This is a genomic window from Clostridium sp., from assembly GCF_018372875.1.
In the GTDB taxonomy this organism is placed as follows: Bacteria; Bacillota; Clostridia; order Clostridiales; family Clostridiaceae; genus Clostridium.
Window position 1 is genome coordinate 65,239 of sequence record NZ_JAHAIF010000008.1, and the last position, 24,432, is coordinate 89,670.

A 24,432-nucleotide genomic window follows, 5' to 3' on the forward strand; every position below is an offset into this window, starting at 1 on the left:
AAGGAGGTATTTAAGTATGACTAATGACTTTATTTTCCCAGAGTATAATGGGAAAAACTTCATAAATATAATTAATTCAATTAAACATAATTTTGGTATTAATGATGGGATAACTTTAGAAAATAAGAAGATAAAAAAAATACTTTTAAATAAGGAAAAGGTTGTTTTTATTTTAGTTGATGCCTTTGGATGGAAGTTTTATAAGAGTGTAAGAGAGGACTCTAAGTTCTTTAAGGAAATAAGGAAGAGAGGAATAGAAGAAAAGATAACATCCCAGTTTCCTTCAACTACTACTGCTCATGTAACATCAGTAATTACAGGTAAGGATGTTTCTACGCATGGATTTTTTGAATGGTTTACATATGATTCTAAGATAAATGAGGTTTTTACACCATTTCTATTTGACTATGAGGGTAAAGAAGAAATTTTGCCAAAGGATAACCTTTTTAAAGAGCTTAAAGAAAATGGGGTATGTAGCACAATTATTACACCAAATTATATTAATAATAGCTATTATTCTAGGGAGCTTTTTAAGGATGGAAAGGTAAAAGGCTATGATTCAGTAGAAGAGATGTTTGATATACTTCTTCAAGGGATTAAAAAGGATAAGGGTAAAAACTTTTATTATATTTATTATCCCCAAATAGATTCAATTGGTCATGAGTATGGCATGAGTTCTTATAAGGCTTATTTTGAGATAAATAATTTTATTAAAGCTTTAGATAATTTTTATAATAATGTCTTAGATAAAGGTGTAAATGAAGGGATTTTTATTTTATCAGCTGATCATGGACAAATGGAGATTAAAGATAGAATTTATTTAAATGAATTAATCCCTAACATAGAAGAATATATGCTTAAGGATTCTAAAGGGAGAAGTATTGTTCCTGTTGGGTATAATAGAGATATGTTCCTTTATATAAAGAAGGAATTTGAAACATATGTATATGAGTTGTTAAAGGAAAAGTTTAAAGATAAAGGGGAAATATATTTAGTTAAGGACTTAATAGATAAAGGAGTATTTATAAATCCATCAGAAACATTCTTAAGTAGGATGGGGAATATTGTTATTATTCCTTATGATGGATATGGAGTATGGTGGTTTGAGAAGGGCAAGTACGAGATATCCTTAAAGGGATCCCATGGTGGACTTACAAAAGATGAGATGGAAATACCATTATTAATTTATAATTTCGAAAACTTAGGATGTGATAAGTAATGAATTATGTTAAATATTTAAGAGAATATATTGGGCATAAGCCTGTAATATTAAACGGTACTTCTGTAATAGTTCTTGATGAAGAAAATAGGGTTTTACTACAAAAAAGAACATATCCTCAAAATAACTGGGGCCTTCCAGGGGGAATAATGGATATGGGAGAAACTATAGAGGAAACAGGAATAAGAGAAGTTTTTGAAGAGACAGGATTAAAGGTTTCTAATTTAAAATTAGTAAATGTATATTCTGGAGAAGATTTTTATATGAAACTTCCAAATGAAGATGAGTTTTATCTTGTTAATGCAGTTTATGTTACAAGGGATTATGAAGGAGAGTTACAAGTAGATAATGAAGAAGGAACTGAATTAAAATTCTTTCCTCTTGATGATTTACCTAAATATATGGTTAAAAGTCATAGAAGATTTATTGAAGAGTTGGTGGAGGAGAAGAAAATATAAAGTATAACAAATTGGGGTGAGGGGCAATGAAAAAGAGTATTACACCACTAGAATTCAAATATTCATTTGGAGGTATAATAACAGGATGAATTTTGCTATCAATAATGTCTATTTCATGACTATAGTTAGCATAATTTCTAAATCTGATTTAGATTGTAATTCACCTGTTGCATTTATACTTATTACTTTTGTTTCAGCTGTTATTTGTTTATTAATAGGAATAAAGAAAAACCTTTATATAAGAAAGATGAGAGTATGGAGAAATTATATGCTTAATATGCCTTCTGTAGATGGAAAAATTATTATCCATATGCTGGTGAAATATATACAAAAAATAAAAAAACTTTGCTATTTTGCAAAGTTTTTTTATTTTTCATCAACTAGTTTTTTTATTCCATAGAATACGAAAGCACCAACGCCTAAGTATAAAACTATTTTTATTACAGTAGCCACTGTTCCTATAAGTGCGCCTAAAACAATACCTATAATTTTAAGTGCTATAAGACCTAGTAAAATAAGTCCCGCAATTTTTAAAATATTTGACACCTTATTTCCCTCACCTTCTAGTTTATAATTTTATTATAATAGCTTGTACATTCAATCTCAATAAAAAAGAATGTATTATTGTAACTTTTGTTACAGACACTTATAGTAATATTGTTTATAATAAAAACAAAAACGGAGGAAAAAAGATATGAGTTTATTTTTAGGAAAAATACATTATTGGTTATTTAATAAAATTAAATGGTTTGAGGAAATAGAAGGTGAACTTTTAAAGCTTGATTCTACATTAAATTTAGAAGAATTAGACAAAATTTATGGAGAAAGAACTCCTAATAAACCTTTAGAAGAGATAATAGATACAAGCAATATTCATGGATGGTTACAGGAAAGAATTATAATAGCTGAAGGAAGAAATGCTTATATTACAAAGTGCTTAATAGATAAAGGGTATTTAAATTCAATTGAAAAAGTATATGAAACCCAAGGGGAAATGGCTGGAAAGGAAGTAAAATCTAATACTTCTATAAATGATGCTAGAGAGATATTCACTGAAATGAATAATTATATTCTTGATGGAATGCCTTGTGATAGAGTAAATAAAATTGTAGAAAACTCTGAAAATAAGGTAGTATGGAAAAGGAGAGTATGTGTTCATAAGGATATTTTTAATAAAGTTGGATTGGATGTAGGAGTGTTTTATTCATTAAGAGAGAAATGGATTAAAAATTTTGTAAGTGAAATAAACTCTAATTTTGAATATATCCATCATGAAGATGATACTATGGAAATCAAAAGGAGAGGATAAAATGACAGCAATAGAAATTATGATGGAAGAGCATGAAAACATATGTAGAATGCTAAAGGTAATAAGAAAAGAGTGCATGGGTATTTTAAAGGGTGATGATATAAACTATGAGCATTTTAATATGATTATAGGATTTATAAGAAATTATGCAGATGGACATCATCACAATAAGGAAGAAATAATACTTTTTAATAGAATGGTTGAACATTTAGGAGCTTTAGGAGAAAAAACTATTAAGAATGGAATGCTTGTAGAGCATGACTTAGGAAGATTATATGTTAGTTCTCTTGAAGAGGCTTTAATGAAGGTAAAGTCAGGTGATGAAGAGGCTAAGCTAGATATTATTGCAAATGCTATAGGATATTCAAATTTATTAGAAAGACATAAGACAAAGGAAGATAACGTGATTTATAAATTTGCTGAAAGACAATTATCTAAAGAAATAATGGAGCAAATTGATAAAGAAGCTTTAGAGTATGAAGAGAAGAATAAAAAAGTAAAAGAAGAGAATTTATTAATATTAGAAAAATTAGAATGCCTAGTGTAGGCATTCTAATTTTTCTACTAATGGTATTTTATATATCATCTACATCAGTTTCTTCCCCATATCTTACAGTTCCTTCTGAAGAAAAAGTATCTCTTGGATCCTTTTCAATGAAATATCCATCATTGGGTTCTCTTGATGGTTTTGAATACTTGGTAGAAGATTCTATTTGAACATTAGTCAAATCTTTTATTTTTTTCATTTTAGACATAACAATACCTCCTTTTAATATAAGGTAACCATTTGTAAAAACATATATTAAATAGAATTTAATAATATTTAACAAGTTATTTTGTAAGCTATTATTGTAGGATTCTACAAAAAATGCTATAATTCTATACGTAAACGCAAAAATTAATGCAATTTAAAATATACTAGAGGTGAAAATTCGAATGAAAAAATTAATCTTAGTAACGTCTCCACCAGCATGTGGAAAAACGTTTGTATCAAGAGAAATAGCAAAGGCACTACATAACATTGTTTATTTAGATAAGGATACAGTAATACCTTTATCTAAGCAAATATTTAGAGTAGCTAATGAAGAAATTAATAGAAGTTCAGACTTTTTTGAAGAGCATATTAGAAATTATGAATATGAAGTTACTATAGACTTTGCTTTAGAAGCATTAGAATATAATGATACAGTTCTAATTAATGCACCTTTTACAAGAGAAGTAAGAGATGCTGAATACATTCAAAATTTAAGAGACATGCTTGCAAAAAAAGATGCTAAACTAGTAATAGTTTGGGTTGAAACTGATAAGGAAGTTTGTCACCAAAGAATGATTGAAAGAAATTCAAGCAGAGATACTTGGAAGCTTGCAAACTGGGATGAATACATTGCGGGATGTAACTTTACAAGACCTGATATTGATGATTTAGTAATATTCAAGAACTCTTCTACAGAAGAATTTAATGAATCAATAAAAACTATAGTTGAAACTTTAGGGTAATATAAAAAAGGTTGTACCGATATCAAATAAAGGTACAACCTTTTTATGCTTATTTTTTACTCCAATAAGCTTTCGCCTCATCTTCTAACTTTTGCAGTCTTACATAATAATCAGGAAACTCATATAAATGAGCTAATGCAATTTTACCTGTTAAAACTGGATCATTATTAGTTACATTTGTATTAGAAAATCTTGTTCCATGTTCTAACTCAACATTTATCCCTTTAAAAAAGTCATTTAAAGTAAATTTTTCCTTTGAAAAATCAATATTAAGTTTTTGTGCAATTTTTTCTGCTTCTTCTAAAGTAAATGATGTTTTTTCTTTTTCGCCTCTAATAGACATAAGAACCCATTCTGTATGTTTCATAAGAAAAACTCCTATATTATTTTAAATTATTATATGATTCATTTAAGTTTAAGTGATGTATTTAATAGAAAAAACTGGGCAATATATTATGGAAATACTTATGAAAGGGTGAGAAAATTTCCATGAAAAAGAAGAAGAATGAAGTAAATCCTTTAATCGTTTTTGGTAGTTTAGCTGGTGCTACAGTTTTTGCATATTATATCGCTAAGAAATTTGGAGAGAAATCTTCACTGTGTAGTGTACAAGATTATAAGAATCATTATGGAAAAGAAGTTTATTTTGTAGGTGGAGGGCTAGCATCCTTAGCTGGTGCTGCTTATTTAATAAGAGACTGCAACATGCCAGGTGAAAATATTCATATACTAGAAGGTATGCATATTTTAGGTGGAAGCAATGATGGAGGTGGAGATGTAAGAAATGGCTTTATAGCACGTGGTGGTAGAATGTTGAATGAAGAAACTTATGAAAACTTCTGGGAACTATTTTCTAATATTCCATCATTAGAATTCCCAGATAAAAGTGTAACTGAGGAAATACTTAACTTTGATCATCTTCATCCAACCCATGCTCAAGCTAGACTTGTTGATAAAGAGGGTAATATATTAGATGTTAGTTCAATGGGATTTAGCACTAAGGATAGATTATTGCTTGGTAAGCTTATGATTACGCCAGAAAATACCTTAGATGATTTAACTATAGAGGATTGGTTTAATGATTCTCCTCATTTCTTTACAACAAACTTCTGGTATATGTGGCAGACTACCTTTGCATTCCAAAAGTGGTCTAGTTTATTTGAATTTAAGAGATATATGGAGAGAATGATATTCGAGTTCTCAAGAATAGAAACTCTAGAAGGGGTAACTCGTACACCATATAATCAATACGAGTCTCTAATTGTACCTTTAAAAGATTATTTATCTAAAAATGGAGTAGACTTTTCGATTAATGCAAGAGTTTATGATTTAGATTTTAAAGAAGGTAAGGGTATTACTGTTACTGCTATTTATATAGAAAATGAAAAAGGTAAGGGTAAAATTCAGTTAAACCCTGGAGATGTATGCATTGTAACAAATGGTTCTATGACAGATAATGCTACCTTAGGTGACCTTAATACTCCAGCTTTATATAAACCTAATAACCCAATGTCAGGTGAACTGTGGAAAAATATAGCTAAAAAGAAAAAAGGCCTTGGAAATCCTTCGCCATTTTTTGATTATCCAGAGGAAACTAATTGGGAAAGCTTTACTGTAACTATGAGAGGCAATAAGCTTTTAAAAATGATAGAACAATTCTCTGGTAATGTACCTGGTAGTGGTGCATTAATGACTTTTAAAGATTCAAACTGGTTAATGAGCATAGTTGTTGCAGCTCAACCTCACTTTAAAAATCAGCCACTAGACACTACAATTTTCTGGGGATATGGTTTATTTACTGATGTGGAAGGTGACTATGTAAAGAAAAAGATGAGAGACTGCACTGGTAAAGAAATATTAACAGAACTTCTTCATCATTTACATTTTGAGAATAAAATAGATGAAATAATGGAAACAGTAGTTAATGTAATTCCTTGTATGATGCCATATATAGATGCGCAATTCCAACCAAGAAAGATGAGTGATAGACCAAAGGTTGTACCTAAAGGCTCAACAAACTTTGCTATGATTAGTCAATTTGTTGAAATTCCTGAAGATATGGTTTTTACAGAGGAGTATTCTGTAAGAGCTGCAAGAATTGCTATTTATAAATTATTTGGTATTAAGAATAAAAAGATAATTCCAGTTACTCCATATAAGAGAAATTTTAAGGTGCTAAAGAAAGCCTTTGTAAAAGCATATAAATAAGAAGGATAATAAAGATTAGAAGGAAACACTGCTTAGGCTAGTGTTTCTTTTTATGTGAAAAATAAAGGAATGAAATTATGCTTGTTATTAGGGTTATTGTTAGATTAGGAATTTTATATTTTAAAATACAATAAATAATACTATAAATATATAGACATTTATCTATATGTAGAATAATATATAAAGCATATAGATGATTTTCTATATGTTTTTCTTTTTAAATATAGGAGGGATATAGTGAATAATAATTATGGGGAATATGCTTTGATTTTTAAGGCCTTAAGTGATGCAACTCGTCTTGAAATATTAGAAATGATTAAAACTAAGGAGTTATGCGCATGTCATATATTAAAAAAGTTTAACATAACTCAACCAACTCTTTCTTATCATATGAAAATATTAAAGGATGGTGAACTTATTAATTGTACTAAGAAAGGCTCTTGGATACATTATTCATTAAACCAGGAGAAAATCATTGAATTAGAAACTTTTTTTAGGTCTTTAAAGAAATAAAAAGGAGTGTGTATGCAAAAAATAGATTTAACTAAGGGTAAAGTAACAAAAGTACTAATAGCTACAGCAATACCTATTATGGGAAGTTCTCTTCTACAGTTTACTTACAACCTTATAGATATGCTTTTTGTTGGAAGGCTAGGAAGTGATGCAGTGGCAAGTGTTGGATCTTCAAGCTTTTTCATAGGTCTTGGATATTCTATAAATGCTATTGTTGTTATTGGTACAGGGATTAAGGTTGCTCATTCAATAGGAAATAGTGATGAAATTAAAACAAAAGGATATATTAATTCTGGACTCATATTAAATTTTATAATTGGATTAATATATTCCTTGTTTTTAGTCTTATTTGGTAAGGAGCTAATATCCTTTTTAGATTTAGGAAATCTAAGGGTTGAAAGAGATGGATATATATATTTAGCTCTTAGTGCACCAATGCTTTTCTTTGCATTTTTTAATTTGCTGTATACTAGAATATTATCTAGTTATGGTAATAATAAAATTCCACTTAAAATTAGCGCTGTTGGAGTTCTAACAAACATTATTTTAGATCCAATTTTAATATATACTTTGGGTTTAGGGGTAAAGGGAGCTGCTATTGCAACTTTAATATCAAATGTATTAATGTTTGCACTTTATAATATAAAATCAAATAAAATTTTATATTATGATTTTAAAATAAAATATAGTTTACAAAAGATAATAGATATAATAAAGCTTGGTTTTCCTATGTCCTTTCAAAGAGTGCTTTTCACTCTAGTAAATATTTCTCTTGCGAAGATAATAAGTAACTTTGGTTCAGATGCTATAGCGGCACAGAAGATTGGACTTCAAATAGAATCCATTACCTTCATGGTTATAGGTGGACTAAATGGTGCTATTTCAAGTTTTGCAGGTCAGAATTTTGGAGCGAAAAAATATAAAAGAATCTTAGATGGATATAATAGTGCATTAAGAATAGGATTAATATATTCATTGTTTATGGCATTAATTTTTATATTTATCCCAGGTTCTCTAGTTAGTTTATTTATTAAGGAAGATAATACTGCAAGGATTGCATGTGGTTATCTACAGATAGTTGGATTATCTCAGCTATTTAGCACTATTGAAATGGTATCAAATGGTTTGTTTACAGGAGTTGGTAATCCTAAGATACCAGCTACAATAAGCATTTTATTTACAGTTTTAAGAATACCAATGGCACTAATATTAATAAGAAGTATTGGTGTTAACGGAATATGGTTAAGTATTGCACTATCAAGTGTTTTAAAAGGATTAACAGCTTATTTATTATATATAGTTACAGTTAGAAAGGAGTATATAAATGCTTAATACATTTAAAGCTCTTTTCACTTCAGATGAAATCTTAAGAGGAAACTTTGGAGTTGAAAGAGAAGGTCTTAGAGTTGGTATAAAAGGAGAATTATCAAGAAATAAACACCCAAAGGTGTTTGGAAATAAAATTATGAATCCATATATTACAACGGATTTTTCAGAAAGTCAATTAGAGTTAATAACCCCTGTATTTAATACATCAAAGGAGGTATATGACTTTTTAAATGCTCTTTATGATATAGTTGCCCTTGAAATAGGAGATGAATATATTTGGCCAGAATCTATGCCTTGTATAATACCAGATGATAGGGAGATTCCTATAGCAACTTTTTGCAAATGTAAGCAAGGTGAAGAGGCTAGAGCATACAGAGAGGAACTATTAAGAAAGTATGGTGGAAAAATTCAATTAATATCTGGAATTCACTATAATTTCTCATTAAATGATGATGTTTTAAATAAACTTTATGAAAACTCATCTAAAAATGAAGATTTTAAAACTTTTAAGGATAACCTTTATCTAAAAATAGTTAGAAATTACTTAAGATATAGATGGCTTATTATTTATCTTTTAGGTAGTACAGGGGTAGTTCACTCTAGCTATAAGGGAGAATGTTTAAAGAAGTTAGACAATATTGCATATGAGGCATATTCCTGTGAAGGTATAGTTTCTTATAGAAATAGTGATTGTGGATATGGTAATAGGATAACTTTATTTGCAGATTATACTTCAACAAGAGAGTATGTAAATAGTGTAAAGAGGTTTATTAATGATGGCTTAATTCAAAGTCCTAAAGAATTCTATAATTCAGTTAGACCTAAGGGTAAAAACCCAAATAAAATATTGGATTCCTTATTAGAGGAAGGTATCCAATATCTTGAATACAGAAGTATTGATATTAATCCTTTTAGTAAGGGTGGTATTTCCTTAGAGGATTTAGAGTTTTTAGAATTATTTAACCTTTATCTTTTATTTAAGGAAGAAAGTGATTATAAGGATTGGCAAATAGATGGGCTTGAGAATCAAAAAAATATAGCTAGAAACGGTGGCTTAGATATAGAACTTGTACGTGATGGTGAAAAAGTTTCTAAGGTTCAATGGGGATTAGAGATATTAAACGAAATTAGAGATATTAATCATATTCTTAATTTAGGTAAGGGTGAGTTAATTGATGCTCAAATTGAGAAAATAAAGGATTATAAAAAGACAAACACTTATAGATTTATTGAATTAGTTAAGGAAAAGGGATATATTGATTCTCACTTAGATTTATCTAAAAAGTATAAGAAAGAAGCTTATGCTAAAAGATTTAATTTAAAGGGTTTCGAAGATATGGAGCTTTCAACTCAAATATTAATGAAGGAAGCAATAAAGAGAGGCATTAAATTTGATGTTTTAGATAGAGAAGATAATTTTATATCTTTAGAGAAGAATGGGAAGCTTGAATATATAAAACAAGCTACTAAAACTTCCTTAGATAACTATGCAACAGTACTAGCTATGAATAATAAGGTAGTAACAAAGAAAATTCTAGATAAAAAGGGTGTAAGAGTTCCAAAGGGAGAGGAATTTACAAACATTAATGAAGGTATTAGAAGAATAGAGAAGTATGTAGGTCTTCCAGTTGTAATTAAACCTAAATCAACAAACTTTGGCCTTGGAATATCAATATTCCCTGATGGTGGAAGCACGGAAGACTTAACTAAAGCCTTAGATTTTGCCTTTTCAAAGGACAATACAGTTCTTATAGAGGAATTTATTAAAGGAAAGGAATTTAGATTCTTAGTAATTGGAGATAAGGTCTCAGGTATTCTTCATAGAGTTCCTGCAAATGTTAAGGGGGATGGAAAACATACAATTGAGGAGCTTATAGAAATAAAAAATAAGGACTCTTTAAGAGGAAAAGGGTATAAAACTCCACTTGAGAAAATAGAAATTGATACCTCTGCACTTTTATATCTTAAAAACCACAATAGAGATATATATACTGTTTTAAAGGAAAATGAAGTGGTGTTTTTAAGAGAAAATTCTAATATAAGTACTGGTGGCGATAGTATAGATTTCACAGATATAATTCCAAATAGATTTAAGGAAATAGCAATAAAGTCCTCAAAGGCTATAGGAGCAAAAATTTGTGGTGTAGATATGGTAATAGAAGATTATACTGATGAAAGATCTAATTATGGAATTATAGAACTAAACTTTAATCCTGCTATACATATTCATTCTTATCCATATGAAGGAAAGGAAAGAAATGTAGCAAAGGATATACTTAATCTTTTAGGATTTAAGGAAAGCCAATGTGATTAAAATTAATTAATAGCATTAGATGGTAAAATATAAGCTAAAGGAAAGTTTTTTAAAAGAACTTCTCTTTAGCTTGTTTCATTATTTAACAATAATGACTTGAAGTACATATATAATAGGTAAAGCATATGAATACTAAGAAAGAACTTTATAATATTTATATATAACACAACAAATATTATGTAAAGTTAATTATGGAAATATGAAGAAAACACATTCTACAGTGTTTTCTTTTTGTTTTGTATTTCTTTCTTATATTATTAAAGATATTCCATTTCAATAAGCTCTAAATCTTCATCCATATATGTGGTTATAGTGGTAAAACCAACATTTCTATAGCAATTTATTGCTCTTTGATTCCAACTAGCTACTTGAAGTTTAATAGGTTTATCTCCATACTTCATTTTACACATATCTATTGCCATCTTAAGTATTTCTTCTCCTATGCCTTTACCACATTTATTTGGTTTAACTCCAATTCCTACTACAATATCTGTAGGAAAATTATCTATCCTTGTAAATCCAATTAATTCACCATTAGAATTTAGATATGCATTATAAAGCTCTTTTCTTAAACTATCATCACATAATGCATAGTTATTAATTTTCATCTGTTCCCAACTAGGAAGATTATAAATACTACATTCATCTTCATATTTCCAAGAAGTAATCTCCTTAGCTAAATTTTTACTCATTTGTTCTCTTCTAATCATAATTATATCACCCAACCATAAATGTAATATTATGATTATAACTCCATCTAAAATATAAAACAAATCTTAATATTGATAAACTGTTATAGTAGTAGTAGAATAGAAGTAACAGATTTAGGAGGTGTTATGATGTCTTTTTTGTTAAATGAAAAGTTACAAAGTAAAATAAATTATGGAATAATTGCACTTACTATAATTATTAATATTATAGCCTTATTTTATCTACCTAAAGAGATGGGAATACATATAAATACTCAAGGAGAAATAGATTCTTCTATTAGTAAATATATAGGAATATTAATAGTACCAATAGGAATGGCTTTACTATCTTTCTTACATAAAAATAAAGCTATAGAATCATCTAAGAAGCTTATGTATTTAATTACAAATATTATATTATTTTTTATAAATGGATATATGCTACTTTTTAATTTAACTTTATAATTTAAATCCATTAAAATCATAGGTTATATATAAACTTTTGGTACAAACTATTATTGTAAATAAATTTGCAAAAATAATTTGTAGGAGGTCTTAGTTATGAAAGCAAAAAGAAATATGAGAACTATGATGAAAAAGGCTGCTAGAAAAGCAAATCTTCTTATGGAAATGGGAGAAGATATGATGGATTTAATGATGAAAGCAAGAAAGTATAAAAGAATGACAAAAAAATAGATATTGTGAAGAAACTCAAGTTTTAACTTGAGTTTCTTTTTATGATTTAGGTTATACTATATCTTAGTGGAGGTAGCATTATGATTATTTTAAATGAAAAATTTTATGGAAGAAAAACCTTAGATGTGGCTGTAGATTTACTAGGAAAATATCTAATACATAATATAAATGGTCAATTAATAGGGGGTAAAATAGTTGAAACAGAAGCTTATACTGGGGTTACTGATAAAGCAGCTCATGTATATGGTGGAAGAAAGACTGAAAGGGTATTACCTATGTATGGAAGAGCAGGTACTTCCTATGTCTATAGAATATATGGAATGTATAATTGTTTAAATGCAATAACAGAGAGGGAAGGTGAACCTCAAGGTGTATTAATACGTGCTATTGAGCCTCTAATAGGATTAGATTACATAGCTAATATGAGATATAAAAAGAATTTTAATGAATTGGATAAAAAGCAAAAATTAAATTTAACCTCAGGACCTTCAAAGCTTTGCATGGCTCTTAATATAGATAAAAGGTTAAATAATATATTATTATTTGAAGGAGATTTATTTATTTGTGACATTGATGATGAGTTAAAATCTTTATTTGAAATAGAAGAAGAAAAAACAGGAGATATAATAAAAAGTAAAAGAATAGGAATTGATTATGCAGAAGAAGCTAAAGATTTTTTATATAGATTTTATTATAATGATAATCCATATGTTTCTAAAAAGGAGAAGAATGGCATAAAATTATATTAGTATTAATAGACTAATATGAAACAATCCTTTGAGGACGTGAATGAATGGAAGATTTATTAGATTTAGCACTTTTAATGTATTTAGATGAGGACCTTGTTCGTAACATGTCCTCATTTGTACTTAATGGATATATAGAAATTAGAACATCAAGAATTATTCAGGATTTAACTTTATCAGGAAAAGCAGGAATTGATTTAAGAGATCATTGCTTTGATGAAGACAGAAGAAGCGATGATGAAAGAGAGGGATATAAGGGAAGTAATATAACTTCTGCGGAACATTGTGAAAACACTCGTACTAATAACGCGGGAATTGAAAATAGAGAGTTTATTAGAAGAGAAGAAGAATTAAAACGTGTATTTACTACTTTTAATCTTCATGGAGAACTTATAACTCAATTAAAATCTTCAAATAGATTAAAATCATTTTATGATACAACAATAAATGAAGGTGATGTTTTTCCGGGAGATTATATACAAATTCATGGTAATTTAACCTCGGAATCAATTAATTCTTATCTTGATTCTGTATTAACTATTTTTGATTGTTTTGGTAGTGATACTCTTGATAAAATGATACCTAAGGACCTTAATGGAAACTTAAATTTTAAAAATATGAATCATCTACTTAGTCATTTAAGTGAAATTCTAAATAAAAATTCAACTCAAGATTTAATACTGCAGTGTGGGGATACTCCAGTTGTTCTTAATGTCAATAATAATTTCTTTATGAACAATAGTTCCTATATTTTTGATAAGGTTGATTGTCCTTGCACAGTATACGGTAAAGTTATAAATGTTGCTCCTAATGGTAAATGCATAAGCCTTTTAAGAAAAACTGCACAACATGATTATTATGAGAATTTTTTAAATAACTGTTGTCCTTTTTGTGATCAATTAACTAGCAATGGTATATTAGTGCCTAAAATGCCAAGATTAAAATGTGAAGGGGTTTCTATAATTGTAGTCCCAATAAGTATATGTTTATAAAAGAGAAATTGAAAATCATTCAATTTCTCTTTTAAAATTTGTAAAACTTTACATTTATATATTTATTAAATTCAACATTTTATTTACCAAATGATTTATAATAACCTTAAATTATGGTAAAATAAGCATAAATAAACATTATTTTAAAGGGGCTGTTAAAGTGGAAAACAAAATAAGAGTAGGAATAGTTGGCTACGGAAACTTAGGAAAGGGCGTTAGAAAGGCTATAAATCAAAATACAGATATAGAACTTAAAGCAGTTTTTACAAGAAGAGAAGTGAGTAAAGTATCGGAAAATGATAATTTAATGGTTCATATCTCTAAAATTGGTGACTTTAAAGATAAGATTGATGTAATGATTCTTTGTGGTGGTTCTGCAACAGATTTAGTAGAACAAGGACCAATGGTTGCTGAGATGTTCAATACTGTAGATAGCTTTGATACACACGCTAAAATACCAGCTTATTTTGACAAGATGAATGAAGTTAGTACTGCTTCAGGAAATTTAAGCATAATATCTGTAGGTTGGGATCCAGGGTTATTCTCATTAAATAGACTTCTAGGTAATGCTGTTTTACCTAATGGTAAAGATTATACCTTCTGGGGAAAAGGTGTAAGTCAAGGTCATTCAGATGCAATTAGAAGAATCCAAGGTGTTAAAAATGGGATACAATATACAATTCCAATAGAAGCTGCCCTAGAAAGGGTAAGAAGTGGCGAAAATCCAGACCTTACAACTAGAGAAAAACATTTAAGAGAATGTTTTGTTGTTGCAGAAGAAGGAGCAGATCAAACAAAAATTGAGGAAGAAATAAAGAATATGCCAAATTACTTCTCTGATTATGATACAACTGTTCACTTTATAACTGAAGAAGAACTTAAAAGAGACCATTCAGGTATGCCACATGGTGGATTTGTTATAAGAACAGGGGAAACTGGAGAAGGAACTAAGCAAAGAATTGAATTTTCACTAGAACTAGGAAGTAATCCAGAATTTACTTCAAGTGTTTTAGTTGCATATGCTAGAGCTATATCTAAGTTGGCTAAAGAAGGTAAAAAAGGTGCTTTAACAGTCTTTGATGTTCCATTTGGATATCTTTCATCAAAGACACCTGCAGAACTTAGAAAAGAATTATTATAGAATTTAGGAGCTGATTATATGAAATCAATATTAACAGTAATAGGCAAAGACCAGGTAGGAATTATAGCAGGAATAAGCTGTGAATTACAAAAGTGTAATATAAATATTTTAAATGTTACTCAAACAATAATGGATGGGTATTTTACAATGATTATGATTTTAGATGGAGCTAATGCAAATGCTTCCTTTGATGAAGTAAGAAAAAGCCTTCTTAAAAAGGGTGAAGAATTAAAGGTTGATGTAAAGATACAAAGAGAAGAGATCTTTAATTCAATGCATACACTATAATTAGGGGGCTACATAATGAATACAAATATTAATTCTCAAAATATTTTAGAAACAATAAAGATGATAGATGAGGAAAAATTAGATATTAGAACAATAACTATGGGAATATCTTTATTGGACTGTATCCATCCAGATGGGAATAAAGCTAGAGAAAAGATATATAACAAAATAGTCTCTTCTGCCAAGGATTTAGTAAAGGTTGCAAAGCAAATAGAAGAAGAGTTTGGTATTCCAATAGTTAATAAAAGAGTTTCAGTTACTCCTATTTCAATAATTGCAGGAGCTACTGATGAGGAGAACTATGTTGAGTTTGCAAAAACTTTAGACAAAGCTGCAGAAACTTTAGGTATAGACTTTATAGGTGGATTCTCTGCACTTGTTCAAAAGGGATATACTAAAGGTGATAGAATTTTAATTAAGTCTATTCCAAAAGCTTTAGCCGTTACAAAGAAGGTATGTTCTTCTGTTAATGTTGGTTCATCAAAATGTGGTATTAACATGGATGCAGTAAGGGATATGGGAGATGTAATAAAAGAAACAGCAGAGCTTACTAAGGAAACTAAGGGATTTGGATGTGCTAAATTAGTTGTATTTGCTAATGCAGTTGAGGATAATCCATTTATGGCTGGTGCTTTCCATGGTGTTGGAGAAGCAGATAAGGTTATAAATGTTGGTGTGAGTGGGCCTGGAGTTGTTCAAAGAGCAATTGAAAAGGTTAGAGGAGAATCTTTTGATGTACTTGCAGAAACAATTAAGAAAACGGCATTTAAAATAACAAGAATGGGAGAGTTAGTAGCACAGGAAGCTTCTAAGAGATTAAATGTTCCTTTTGGAATAGTTGACCTTTCTTTAGCACCTACTCCAGCTATTGGTGACTCTGTTGCTCATATATTAGAAGAGATGGGACTTGAAACTGTAGGTACTCATGGTACTACAGCTGCCCTTGCAATGCTTAATGATGCAGTTAAAAAGGGAGGAGTTATGGCATGTAGTCACGTTGGTGGATTAAGTGGTGCTTTCATACCAGTATCTGAGGATGCAGGTATGATAGATGCAGTTGTTAATGGTTCACTAAACTTAGAAAAGCTTGAAGCTATGACATGTGTATGTTCAGTTGGATTAGATATGATTGCAGTTCCTGGATATACTCCATCATCTACAATAGCTGCCATGATAGCTGATGAAGCAGCCATTGGTGTTATTAATAATAAAACAACAGCTGTTAGAATAATTCCTGCTCCAGGATGTGAAGTTGGAGACATGATTGAGTTTGGAGGACTTTTAGGTACTGCACCAGTAATGAAGGTAAACTCCAATTCATCAGAAGACTTCATTAAAAGAGGTGGAAGAATACCTGCTCCAATACATTCATTTAAAAACTAAAAGGGATAATAAGGATTAGAAGGAAACGCTGCTTTTTGTTGGTGTTTCTTTTTTTGTTTTGCTTTAGGAAATTGGACAATGGATTGACTTAATTTATATGAGAAAATATAATAGCATAAATATATATTTATATAAATATATATTTAAACCTTGATATCCTTATATATTTATTTAAATACTCATAAAAATTATTTGTGAGTTGGCTGCTAGAGTTTTCTATTTTAGAAAGTTGAACAAGAATTTTATTTTAAAATCTCACCTGTGGGTGTAGGATGAAATTAAGTTTAATAGTCAATATTATAAAAGAATATTAATGTTTTTAATATTAACCATTAACAATCTTTATGTTATACTCTTTTTAGAATATAAAACCAATGGAGGTAGACAAATGAAAAAAATGATTTCATGGAACGTTAACGGTTTAAGAGCTGTTGTTGGTAAAGGGTTCCTAGATATATTTAATGAATTATATGCAGATATATTCTGTCTTCAAGAAACTAAGTTACAAGCAGGCCAAATAGATTTAGATTTACCTGGATATCATCAATATTGGAACTATGCAGAAAAGAAAGGTTATTCAGGTACTGCAATATTTACTAAAGAAGAACCTTTAAGTGTAACTTATGGAATTGGTATAGAAGAGCATGATAAAGAAGGAAGAGTTATAACTCTAGAATTCCCTGATTACTATGTAATTACAGTATATACTCCTAATTCACAAACTGAATTAGCAAGACTTGATTATAGAATGACTTGGGAGGATGCATTTAGAGCATACTTAAAAGGTTTAGAAGAAAATAAACCAGTAATAGTTTGTGGTGACTTAAATGTTGCGCATAAAGAAATCGACTTAAAAAATCCTAAAACTAATAGAAAAAATGCTGGATTTACTGATGAAGAAAGAAATAAGTTTACTGAGTTGTTAAGTTCAGGATTTATAGATACATTTAGATTCTTCTATCCAGATCAAGAAGGAATATATTCTTGGTGGTCATACAGATTTAAGGCAAGAGAAAAGAATGCAGGATGGAGAATTGACTACTTTGTAACATCAGAATCCTTAAAGGATAGATTAGCCGGTGCTAAGATTCATACAGATATCTTTGGATCAGATCACTGTCCAGTTGAATTAGAAATTAATTAATCTTAATAAGATTAATAAGGGAAACTATAGTTGAAAATAAATATATAAACCAATAAGGAAGAGAAATTGCAAAAGCAACTTTTCTTCCTCATCCATATTATCCTTCTTATCTCTATTATCTTTTTTATATTAAACCTTTCTTTTCTTACTTTTAATGCTAGTTCTAAACAATAAATGCATTAGAGCTCTTCCGTTAAAAGGTATAAGTGGATAAAGATATGGTTCACCTGTAAATGTTCTAGTTGTCGCAAGTAATATAATACCAAGGATTAATCCACCAATAAGTCCCTTTAATCCAAATAGTGAAGTTAATATTAATAGCAATATCCTAAAGAACTTTATTGCAAATCCTAGTTCAACAGATTGCTGAGTAAAGGTAGCTAAAGCAACTATTGCCATATAAAGTATAGTTTGAGGTAAAAACCACCCAGTCTTTATTGTAAAATCACCTAAAATTAATGCACCAACAACAGATAAGGACATACCTAAAGAGTTTGGAGTGTTTAATGATGCAAGCCTTAACCCATCAATTGCAAACTCCAGTAATAAGAATTGCCAAAATATCGGTATATAGTATGGGTCAGTTGGAAGTAAAAATCTATGATATTCTGGTAAGGTTTCAGGATATTCTGTAATTAATAAATATATTGGAGTAATAAATAAAGTCATAAGTAAAATAGCATTTCTAAGAAACCTTAAATAATTTCCTGTTAATATAGGTGAATAATAATCATCAACATCCTCTAAGAAATCAAATACACTAGTAGGAAGAAGCATAGCTGAAGGATTGTTATCAACTAGAAGAGCAATTTTACCTTCTAATATATGAGCTGCAGTAACATCAGGTCTTTCTGTATATCTAACTTTAGGAAGTGGATTATACCAAGTCTTTTTACTAATGCATTCTATTAAGCTCTGATCTCCTAATGTTAATGCATCAACTTCAATTTCAGATAATTGTTTTTTTACAGTTTCTAATGCTTCTGGTTTAGTTCTATCTTCTATAAAGACAATTGCTACATCTGTTTTAGACTCTCTTCCAACAGAAACCATCTCAAATCTTAGTTTTGGATCTCTTATCCTTCTTCTTATTAATGCACTATTAAATACTATAGTTTCAACAAAACCATCTCTTGCTCCTCTTAAAACTTTCTCTTTATCTGGTTCTTCAGGACCTCTAGAAGGATAAGTTCTAAGGTCAATCATTATGCACTTATCTAAATTCTCTACAAACATTGCAGTTTGACCAGAAAGAAGGGCTTTAATTATATTTCCAAAATCCTCTTCCTCTGAAACTTCTATGGCACTAATACAATTTGTAATAATTTCTTCTGCAGTTTTTGCTTTTGCTATATTATCTTCTTTGTATACACAAAAGCTTTGTATCAATGATTGAAGGGATTCATCTTTAACAAATCCATCTAAAAAGAATAAGCTAATATGTCTACCTTTAAGATTTAATTCCCTATATAATACATCAAAAGACTTACCAAAACCTATTTCTTCTTTAAAATATGTTACATTTTCTTTATAATCATTACTTATTTTCATATTCCCACCTCATAACCTTAGGATACTCATCTTGTAAAATAATATACTTTCTTGTAAAATGCATAGTATGACTTTAAATAGAAGGTGGCACAAATGATAGCAATAAAATTAGAAAAGAATAAAAGAAATGAACCAATTTTAAAACTAAAGGTTACAGAAGAAGATTTAAAGGATAAGTCATTTCTTAAGAGAGCTTTAATGGAAGGTACATCTCTAAAGGGAGAGTATAACTATAAGGTTCCAATAAGATTTTTTCTTCCAATTATAAATAAATTAGATACTAAGGAATATGAAATACATAAGGATTCACTAGACTTTTTCCTAGAATTTTCTGATGATTATGACGAAAAGTATTATTACAGAACTGAAGCTGATGCAAGATATATGAAGCGCTGGAGAGAGGAAGGATGTCCTAATATTTATAAAACTATTATAGATATTAATAATAAGAAAATATATAAAGAAATTGCTTTTAAAAGAATAGGAAATACTTTTTCTTCAGCATTTGAGTAATAGTTCATATTCCTGTATAATTATAGTTGTTTAAAAGGGATGGGAGGATATAATTTTGGAAAGTAATACATATAAGCTAAAATTACAAAAGGTAAAGGGAACATGGACTACTTATCTTTTTGTATTAGGTATAGGTACCTTCTTCTTAGATTGGAGGCTTGGAATAGCAATAGTATTAGTTGGAGTTGCCTTTACAATTAAATTTAAGAATGACCCTGACAATAATTCAGCTTTGTTTTATAACTACGCTTTAACCCTTTACTCAAAAGGGGATGCAAAAAAGGCAAAAGATGCCTTAAACAATGCTATATACTATAGAAAAGATAATAAAGAGGCATACTTTTTCTTAGGGTGCTTATATTTTGATGAAAAGGACTATACTAACGCCTTAACATATTTAAAAAGAGGTGGAGTAAATAAGGTAAAAGATCCAAGCTTAACCTATGTTTTAGGAAGATGCTATTATCATACTGAAAACTATAAAGAAGCTATTAAGTATTTAACTATGATTACATATGAAGGTAATGAGTATCTTGAAAATGAAAGATTAAGCACTTTAGGCTATGCTGCCTGTGAAGCTGAGGAATATGAACTTGCATATGATTCACTAAGTAAGGTGAAAATTGACCTAGATGAAATTAAAGGAGATGCTTTAGAGTATTGTTACTACTATGGAGAAGCATGTTATTATACAGATAGGGATGAGGAAGCAAAGGAATATCTAGGTAAGGTATATGAAAAAGATCATTATTATAAGTATATAGATGTATTTTCAAAGGAAATAGAATTTAATTAAGTAGAAAGCACTGCTATTACAGTAGTGCTTCTTTTTAATTCTTCATTATTTTTGAAACTTATGCTAGTATATGAATATATAAAGGTTACATAAAGAGGAGAATATATATGAATTTAATTACACTAGAAAATATAAGCAAAAGTTATAGTGAAAAAACATTATTAAACAATGTTTCACTTGGTATAAATGACGGGGATAAAATAGGTATTATAGGTATAAATGGTGCTGGTAAGTCAACCCTTTTAAAAATAGTAACAGGAAAAGATGAATTCTTTGATGGAAGTGTTACAAAGGGGAAAAATGTTAGGATAGAGTTTCTTTCTCAAAGTCAAGATTTTCAAGATGATGCAACTGTATTAGAGCAAATCTTTAAGGGTGATAGTAAAGAAATGAAGCTTTTAAGAGATTATGAAGAAACTCTTGAAAGCCTAAATTCTTCACATTCTAATTTTGATGAGCTTAATGAAAGGCTAATAAAGCTTCAAGGTGAAATTGATGGATTAAATCTATGGGAACTTGAAAGTGAAGCTAAAAGCATATTAAATAAACTTGGAATAACTAAATATGAGGAAAAGATAAAAAATCTATCTGGAGGACAAAAGAAGAGAGTTGCACTTGCTTCTGCTCTTATTACTCCTTGTGATTTGTTGGTATTAGATGAGCCTACAAACCACTTAGATTCAGATTCTATAGAGTGGCTAGAAGAATATTTAAATTCTAGAAAGGGTGCATTAATTATGATTACTCATGATAGGTACTTCCTTGATAGAGTAAGTAATAGAATAGTAGAGCTTGATAGAGGAAAGCTATATACATATGAAGGTAACTACACTGCTTTCCTAGAGAAAAAGATGGAAAGAATTGAAATAGAAGAGGCTCAAGAGGAAAAGAGACAATCTCTAATTAAAAAAGAGTTAAAATGGGTAAAAAGAGGTGCTAAGGCTAGAACTACAAAACAAAAAGCAAGATTACAAAGGTTTGATGAATTAGTTAATCATGAATATGTAAAAAGAGAAACAGATGTGGAAATGTCTTTTATAGGAACTAGATTAGGTAAGAAGATAATTGAAATTAACCATATAAATAAAAGCTTTGATAATAAAGAATTAATACATGATTTTAGCTATATCTTCACTAAGGAGGATAGGGTAGGTATTATAGGTAATAACGGAGCTGGAAAAACAACGCTAATTAATATGCTTAAGGGAGCTTTAAATCCTGATAGTGGAGAAATAGAAGTTGGAGAAACAGTAAAGATAGGATGCTTCTCGCAGGATGACTCTCATATGGACCCTAACTTAAGAGTAATAGATTATGTTAAAGAAGGGGGAGAATATATCCCTGTAGCAGATGGAACAAAAATAACTGCATCTACAATGTGTGAAAGATTCCTATTTGATGGAACTATGCAGTATACAAAAATAGAAAAGCTATCTGGTGGAGAAAGAAGAAGACTTCATCTTTTAAGAGTTTTAATGGAAGCTCCAAATGTTCTTCTACTAGATGAGCCTACAAATGATCTGGATATTAATACACTTAATATATTAGAAGACTTTTTAGATAGCTATATTGGTGTAGTAGTTGTTGTTTCCCATGATAGATACTTCTTAGATAGAGTGTGTAATAAGATATTTGCATATGAAGGAAATGGGGAGATTGAGACTTATAACGGTAACTATAGCGATTATAGTATTAAAGTAGAATTAAAGAAAGCTAATAAGGAAAAAGAAGTTAAAAAAGAAAAGAAAGAAAATGCTCAAAGAGTAAGAGAAAGAGATTCAAGGCCAAAATTTAGCTTTAAAGAACAAAAGGAATATGAAGAAATTTCTTCTGTAATTGAAAATCTAGAAAATGAAATAGCAAATATAGATAAATTAATGCAAGAAAATTCAGCAAGTTACTCAAAACTACAAGAACTTATGACTGAAAAGGAGAAATTAGAAGAAGAACTTCTATATAAATATGAAAGATACGAGTATTTGGAAGATTTAGCCCAAAGAATTGAGGAATATAAGAATAATAATAAGTTATAATTATTTGGGAAAACAATTGGAAATTAATTCTAGATGGTTTATAATTAAAGTAGGAGTTTGGGAATAATAGTTTATTTATGGGGTGTATAGGGACTATGAAAGAGAATAATGGTATAAATGAGAATATGCAGAGTAGTTCTGAGCTTGTTGCAGTAACTACTAATAATAATGTTACAAAGGAATACCTGGATAAAAGCAAGAAGTTATTAGAAGACTTTAAAAACATGCAAAATGTAATAATGGAAGCTCAAGGACCTGATATTTCTATACTTATTAAGGTTGCTCAAAACAATCTTACTAAAACTGCCATGGAGCAAGCAAGTGATATGATTAAAGAGTTTCAAGGGAATTTTAATGAAGATTCTGTTGAAGACTTTATAGAGCATTCAATATCTTTAATTACTTCTATAGAAACTGCAAATTATTTATATGGAAGTATTATCGATGTTCAAGATATAAGGAAATATATATCTGCTAAAGTTACCAAGCAAATAGTTATAAGAAGTCGTAAATTATTAGAACTACTAAAGGTTACTAATTTTGAAGATAAGGTAAAGCTATCAATACTAGTAGAGCAGCTTAATCTTTGTATTAAAGTATTTGACTATTGCTGGGATATCTATCCTAAGAATATAAGATCCTTAAAAGAAACTAATAATATAATTGAAGTTATGATAACTAATAGAATAAAACTAGGTTTAGATAACTACAATATTGAAGTTTTAAGAATGATGATAGATAGAAACACCTCAAAAATTGAAGCTTCAAAGGTCAAGAAAGTAAATAATGATACTATAGTTGGACAAGCGATGAATAATAATTCAAATGTTACTTCAAAAGATACAGAGGGAGATAACATCATTGTTGCCAATGATAATTCATTCTTTGCAAACTTTGACATAGAGGAAGATAATTCAACTACAGCTTTAGTACAAACAAATAATACTATAACTGATAGATTTATAGATATTACCAATAAGGTTATTAAAGAGGTAACAGAAAGTTCATCCAATGATTTTATGAACATAGCATTACAGAAGTTTTATTCTATCATAGGTGCTATAGAAACAATGAATTATCTTAAAGGTGATATAGTTGATAAACATGCCGTTTCATTAAATATATCTAATCTTTTAACAGAGATGATTTTCTCTAACTATACAGCTATAAAGCATAGTTGGGATGAAATGGTTGATAAGAGTCCAGAGGACTACACAGCTTATGCTAAAGAAGTTAAGAAGTATTGTGAGATATTAGTTGAAGCTTATGAAATGAGTAGAGATAACATAAATGCACTAAAAAAATGCGTTACTATAGAAAATGATTTATATAATATGAAGAGTGAATTCAGCTTTAGGAAATTTGAGGTTGAAAAACTTAATAAATCAATAGACAAGCATTTAGAAATAATTAAGAAAAAAGATACTTCATTTACACTTGAAAGAAAGAATCCAGAGAAGGAAACAAAGAAGAAAAAGGGAATATGGGCTAAGATATTTAGTTAGTTATTAAAAGGTGGTGTTGCAGGAATAATAGGTTCTTTATTTTACTCATGGCATATGAAAAGAAGAAACAAAGCTAAAAAGTCAATTAATATAGATTAAAATCCCCTG

Annotated in this window: 27 protein-coding genes; 22 read left to right on the forward strand and 5 right to left on the reverse strand. The window is 29.1% G+C overall.

Annotated features, from left to right (window positions below):
- The first annotated feature begins 16 nt into the window (after positions 1 to 16).
- From KIB46_RS04595 to KIB46_RS04605, 3 genes are all read left to right on the forward strand, one after another.
- A complete protein-coding gene (locus KIB46_RS04595; RefSeq protein ID WP_291671008.1) occupies positions 17 to 1,219 on the forward strand; it encodes an alkaline phosphatase family protein in 1,203 nt (400 codons plus the stop codon).
- Positions 1,219 to 1,677 (forward strand): NUDIX hydrolase, encoded by a 459-nt coding sequence (locus KIB46_RS04600; RefSeq protein WP_291671009.1) that lies wholly within the window; start codon positions 1,219 to 1,221, stop codon positions 1,675 to 1,677. The genes KIB46_RS04595 and KIB46_RS04600 overlap by 1 nt, the downstream gene beginning before the upstream one ends.
- Positions 1,678 to 1,762: 85 nt before the next feature.
- Positions 1,763 to 2,077, forward strand: coding sequence for a hypothetical protein (locus tag KIB46_RS04605; RefSeq protein ID WP_291671010.1), 315 nt, complete (start codon positions 1,763 to 1,765; stop codon positions 2,075 to 2,077).
- Here the strand turns inward: KIB46_RS04605 and KIB46_RS04610 are convergent.
- A complete protein-coding gene (locus KIB46_RS04610) occupies positions 2,044 to 2,223 on the reverse strand; it encodes a hypothetical protein (RefSeq protein ID WP_291671011.1) in 180 nt (59 codons plus the stop codon). The two genes, KIB46_RS04605 and KIB46_RS04610, sit on opposite strands and share 34 nt — an antisense overlap.
- 148 nt (positions 2,224 to 2,371) lie before the next feature.
- Between KIB46_RS04610 and KIB46_RS04615 the strand changes: the two genes are divergently transcribed.
- Both KIB46_RS04615 and KIB46_RS04620 read left to right on the forward strand, forming a co-directional pair.
- On the forward strand, positions 2,372 to 2,986 hold the full coding sequence (locus tag KIB46_RS04615; protein WP_291671012.1) for a hypothetical protein: 615 nt from the start codon (positions 2,372 to 2,374) through the stop codon (positions 2,984 to 2,986).
- A 1-nt stretch (position 2,987) separates the two neighbouring features.
- Positions 2,988 to 3,533, forward strand: a complete 546-nt coding sequence (locus KIB46_RS04620) for a hemerythrin domain-containing protein (RefSeq protein ID WP_156561103.1) — start codon at positions 2,988 to 2,990, stop codon at positions 3,531 to 3,533.
- Between the two features lie 28 nt (positions 3,534 to 3,561).
- Here the strand turns inward: KIB46_RS04620 and KIB46_RS04625 are convergent, their stop codons facing one another.
- Positions 3,562 to 3,741 (reverse strand): hypothetical protein, encoded by a 180-nt coding sequence (locus KIB46_RS04625; RefSeq protein WP_291671013.1) that lies wholly within the window; start codon positions 3,739 to 3,741, stop codon positions 3,562 to 3,564.
- A 181-nt stretch (positions 3,742 to 3,922) separates the two neighbouring features.
- Here KIB46_RS04625 and KIB46_RS04630 point away from each other — a divergent pair, with 181 nt between their 5' ends.
- Complete coding sequence (locus KIB46_RS04630) at positions 3,923 to 4,483, forward strand: ATP-binding protein (RefSeq protein WP_049179352.1); 561 nt, start codon at positions 3,923 to 3,925, stop codon at positions 4,481 to 4,483.
- Positions 4,484 to 4,532: 49 nt separating this feature from the next.
- Here KIB46_RS04630 and KIB46_RS04635 read toward each other — a convergent pair whose 3' ends face one another.
- Positions 4,533 to 4,850 (reverse strand): DUF5661 family protein, encoded by a 318-nt coding sequence (locus KIB46_RS04635; protein WP_156561101.1) that lies wholly within the window; start codon positions 4,848 to 4,850, stop codon positions 4,533 to 4,535.
- Between the two features lie 122 nt (positions 4,851 to 4,972).
- On the opposite strand from KIB46_RS04635, the gene KIB46_RS04640 reads away from it, so the two are divergent.
- The 4 genes from KIB46_RS04640 (at position 4,973) to gshAB (ending at position 10,847) form a co-directional block, all read left to right on the forward strand.
- Entirely contained in the window at positions 4,973 to 6,691 is a 1,719-nt protein-coding gene (locus tag KIB46_RS04640; protein WP_291671014.1) for an oleate hydratase, read from the forward strand.
- A 237-nt stretch (positions 6,692 to 6,928) separates the two neighbouring features.
- Positions 6,929 to 7,204 (forward strand): metalloregulator ArsR/SmtB family transcription factor, encoded by a 276-nt coding sequence (locus KIB46_RS04645; RefSeq protein ID WP_156561099.1) that lies wholly within the window; start codon positions 6,929 to 6,931, stop codon positions 7,202 to 7,204.
- Between the two features lie 12 nt (positions 7,205 to 7,216).
- Entirely contained in the window at positions 7,217 to 8,536 is a 1,320-nt protein-coding gene (locus tag KIB46_RS04650; RefSeq protein WP_291671015.1) for an MATE family efflux transporter, read from the forward strand.
- Positions 8,529 to 10,847 (forward strand): bifunctional glutamate--cysteine ligase GshA/glutathione synthetase GshB, encoded by a 2,319-nt coding sequence (gene gshAB / locus KIB46_RS04655; RefSeq protein ID WP_291671016.1) that lies wholly within the window; start codon positions 8,529 to 8,531, stop codon positions 10,845 to 10,847. The genes KIB46_RS04650 and gshAB overlap by 8 nt, the downstream gene beginning before the upstream one ends.
- 257 nt (positions 10,848 to 11,104) lie before the next feature.
- On the opposite strand, the gene KIB46_RS04660 is transcribed toward gshAB, so the two are convergent.
- The gene (locus KIB46_RS04660) at positions 11,105 to 11,557 is read right to left on the reverse strand and encodes a GNAT family N-acetyltransferase (RefSeq protein WP_156561096.1); all 453 of its coding nucleotides are present in this window, start codon (positions 11,555 to 11,557) and stop codon (positions 11,105 to 11,107) included.
- Positions 11,558 to 11,686: 129 nt separating this feature from the next.
- On the opposite strand from KIB46_RS04660, the gene KIB46_RS04665 reads away from it, so the two are divergent.
- The 8 genes from KIB46_RS04665 to KIB46_RS04700 all read left to right on the forward strand — a co-directional run bounded on the left by KIB46_RS04665 (position 11,687) and on the right by KIB46_RS04700 (position 17,926).
- Entirely contained in the window at positions 11,687 to 12,001 is a 315-nt protein-coding gene (locus tag KIB46_RS04665) for a DUF1648 domain-containing protein (RefSeq protein ID WP_291671017.1), read from the forward strand.
- Between the two features lie 96 nt (positions 12,002 to 12,097).
- On the forward strand, positions 12,098 to 12,232 hold the full coding sequence (locus tag KIB46_RS04670) for a hypothetical protein (protein WP_291671018.1): 135 nt from the start codon (positions 12,098 to 12,100) through the stop codon (positions 12,230 to 12,232).
- A gap of 80 nt (positions 12,233 to 12,312) precedes the next feature.
- Positions 12,313 to 12,981: a DNA-3-methyladenine glycosylase gene (locus KIB46_RS04675; RefSeq protein ID WP_291671019.1), complete on the forward strand. Its 669-nt coding sequence runs from the start codon at positions 12,313 to 12,315 to the stop codon at positions 12,979 to 12,981.
- 44 nt (positions 12,982 to 13,025) lie between these two features.
- The gene (locus KIB46_RS04680) at positions 13,026 to 13,970 is read left to right on the forward strand and encodes a hypothetical protein (protein WP_156561093.1); all 945 of its coding nucleotides are present in this window, start codon (positions 13,026 to 13,028) and stop codon (positions 13,968 to 13,970) included.
- A gap of 160 nt (positions 13,971 to 14,130) precedes the next feature.
- Positions 14,131 to 15,111, forward strand: a complete 981-nt coding sequence (locus tag KIB46_RS04685; protein ID WP_291671020.1) for a diaminopimelate dehydrogenase — start codon at positions 14,131 to 14,133, stop codon at positions 15,109 to 15,111.
- A gap of 18 nt (positions 15,112 to 15,129) precedes the next feature.
- On the forward strand, positions 15,130 to 15,399 hold the full coding sequence (locus KIB46_RS04690; protein ID WP_156561091.1) for an ACT domain-containing protein: 270 nt from the start codon (positions 15,130 to 15,132) through the stop codon (positions 15,397 to 15,399).
- Positions 15,400 to 15,426: 27 nt separating this feature from the next.
- Positions 15,427 to 16,782, forward strand: coding sequence for a PFL family protein (locus KIB46_RS04695; RefSeq protein WP_291671027.1), 1,356 nt, complete (start codon positions 15,427 to 15,429; stop codon positions 16,780 to 16,782).
- 388 nt (positions 16,783 to 17,170) lie between these two features.
- Positions 17,171 to 17,926, forward strand: coding sequence for an exodeoxyribonuclease III (locus tag KIB46_RS04700; RefSeq protein ID WP_291671021.1), 756 nt, complete (start codon positions 17,171 to 17,173; stop codon positions 17,924 to 17,926).
- Between the two features lie 129 nt (positions 17,927 to 18,055).
- Here the strand turns inward: KIB46_RS04700 and KIB46_RS04705 are convergent, their stop codons facing one another.
- Positions 18,056 to 19,477: a spore germination protein gene (locus KIB46_RS04705; RefSeq protein ID WP_291671022.1), complete on the reverse strand. Its 1,422-nt coding sequence runs from the start codon at positions 19,475 to 19,477 to the stop codon at positions 18,056 to 18,058.
- A 93-nt stretch (positions 19,478 to 19,570) separates the two neighbouring features.
- On the opposite strand from KIB46_RS04705, the gene KIB46_RS04710 reads away from it, so the two are divergent.
- From KIB46_RS04710 to KIB46_RS04725, 4 genes are all read left to right on the forward strand, one after another.
- A complete protein-coding gene (locus KIB46_RS04710; RefSeq protein ID WP_156561085.1) occupies positions 19,571 to 19,990 on the forward strand; it encodes a hypothetical protein in 420 nt (139 codons plus the stop codon).
- A 55-nt stretch (positions 19,991 to 20,045) separates the two neighbouring features.
- The gene (locus KIB46_RS04715) at positions 20,046 to 20,786 is read left to right on the forward strand and encodes a CDC27 family protein (RefSeq protein ID WP_291671023.1); all 741 of its coding nucleotides are present in this window, start codon (positions 20,046 to 20,048) and stop codon (positions 20,784 to 20,786) included.
- A 107-nt stretch (positions 20,787 to 20,893) separates the two neighbouring features.
- Entirely contained in the window at positions 20,894 to 22,819 is a 1,926-nt protein-coding gene (locus tag KIB46_RS04720) for an ABC-F family ATP-binding cassette domain-containing protein (protein ID WP_291671024.1), read from the forward strand.
- 95 nt (positions 22,820 to 22,914) lie between these two features.
- A complete protein-coding gene (locus KIB46_RS04725) occupies positions 22,915 to 24,324 on the forward strand; it encodes a hypothetical protein (RefSeq protein WP_291671025.1) in 1,410 nt (469 codons plus the stop codon).
- Positions 24,325 to 24,432 lie beyond the last annotated feature (108 nt).

What these genes read in the sequence shown, in the direction of transcription:
- KIB46_RS04650 (WP_291671015.1), top strand. Translation starts at nt 7,217, where the DNA reads ATGCAAAAAATAGATTTAACTAAGGGTAAAGTAACAAAAGTACTAATA.
- KIB46_RS04605 (WP_291671010.1), top strand. Translation starts at nt 1,763, where the DNA reads ATGAATTTTGCTATCAATAATGTCTATTTCATGACTATAGTTAGCATA.
- KIB46_RS04700 (WP_291671021.1), top strand. Translation starts at nt 17,171, where the DNA reads ATGAAAAAAATGATTTCATGGAACGTTAACGGTTTAAGAGCTGTTGTT.
- KIB46_RS04615 (WP_291671012.1), top strand. Translation starts at nt 2,372, where the DNA reads ATGAGTTTATTTTTAGGAAAAATACATTATTGGTTATTTAATAAAATT.
- KIB46_RS04690 (WP_156561091.1), top strand. Translation starts at nt 15,130, where the DNA reads ATGAAATCAATATTAACAGTAATAGGCAAAGACCAGGTAGGAATTATA.
- KIB46_RS04665 (WP_291671017.1), top strand. Translation starts at nt 11,687, where the DNA reads ATGTCTTTTTTGTTAAATGAAAAGTTACAAAGTAAAATAAATTATGGA.
- KIB46_RS04720 (WP_291671024.1), top strand. Translation starts at nt 20,894, where the DNA reads ATGAATTTAATTACACTAGAAAATATAAGCAAAAGTTATAGTGAAAAA.
- gshAB (WP_291671016.1), top strand. Translation starts at nt 8,529, where the DNA reads ATGCTTAATACATTTAAAGCTCTTTTCACTTCAGATGAAATCTTAAGA.
- KIB46_RS04635 (WP_156561101.1), bottom strand. Translation starts at nt 4,850, where the DNA reads ATGAAACATACAGAATGGGTTCTTATGTCTATTAGAGGCGAAAAAGAA.
- KIB46_RS04625 (WP_291671013.1), bottom strand. Translation starts at nt 3,741, where the DNA reads ATGTCTAAAATGAAAAAAATAAAAGATTTGACTAATGTTCAAATAGAA.
- KIB46_RS04675 (WP_291671019.1), top strand. Translation starts at nt 12,313, where the DNA reads ATGATTATTTTAAATGAAAAATTTTATGGAAGAAAAACCTTAGATGTG.
- KIB46_RS04725 (WP_291671025.1), top strand. Translation starts at nt 22,915, where the DNA reads ATGAAAGAGAATAATGGTATAAATGAGAATATGCAGAGTAGTTCTGAG.
- KIB46_RS04705 (WP_291671022.1), bottom strand. Translation starts at nt 19,477, where the DNA reads ATGAAAATAAGTAATGATTATAAAGAAAATGTAACATATTTTAAAGAA.
- KIB46_RS04630 (WP_049179352.1), top strand. Translation starts at nt 3,923, where the DNA reads ATGAAAAAATTAATCTTAGTAACGTCTCCACCAGCATGTGGAAAAACG.
- KIB46_RS04620 (WP_156561103.1), top strand. Translation starts at nt 2,988, where the DNA reads ATGACAGCAATAGAAATTATGATGGAAGAGCATGAAAACATATGTAGA.
- KIB46_RS04640 (WP_291671014.1), top strand. Translation starts at nt 4,973, where the DNA reads ATGAAAAAGAAGAAGAATGAAGTAAATCCTTTAATCGTTTTTGGTAGT.
- KIB46_RS04595 (WP_291671008.1), top strand. Translation starts at nt 17, where the DNA reads ATGACTAATGACTTTATTTTCCCAGAGTATAATGGGAAAAACTTCATA.
- KIB46_RS04600 (WP_291671009.1), top strand. Translation starts at nt 1,219, where the DNA reads ATGAATTATGTTAAATATTTAAGAGAATATATTGGGCATAAGCCTGTA.
- KIB46_RS04680 (WP_156561093.1), top strand. Translation starts at nt 13,026, where the DNA reads ATGGAAGATTTATTAGATTTAGCACTTTTAATGTATTTAGATGAGGAC.
- KIB46_RS04670 (WP_291671018.1), top strand. Translation starts at nt 12,098, where the DNA reads ATGAAAGCAAAAAGAAATATGAGAACTATGATGAAAAAGGCTGCTAGA.
- KIB46_RS04660 (WP_156561096.1), bottom strand. Translation starts at nt 11,557, where the DNA reads ATGATTAGAAGAGAACAAATGAGTAAAAATTTAGCTAAGGAGATTACT.
- KIB46_RS04710 (WP_156561085.1), top strand. Translation starts at nt 19,571, where the DNA reads ATGATAGCAATAAAATTAGAAAAGAATAAAAGAAATGAACCAATTTTA.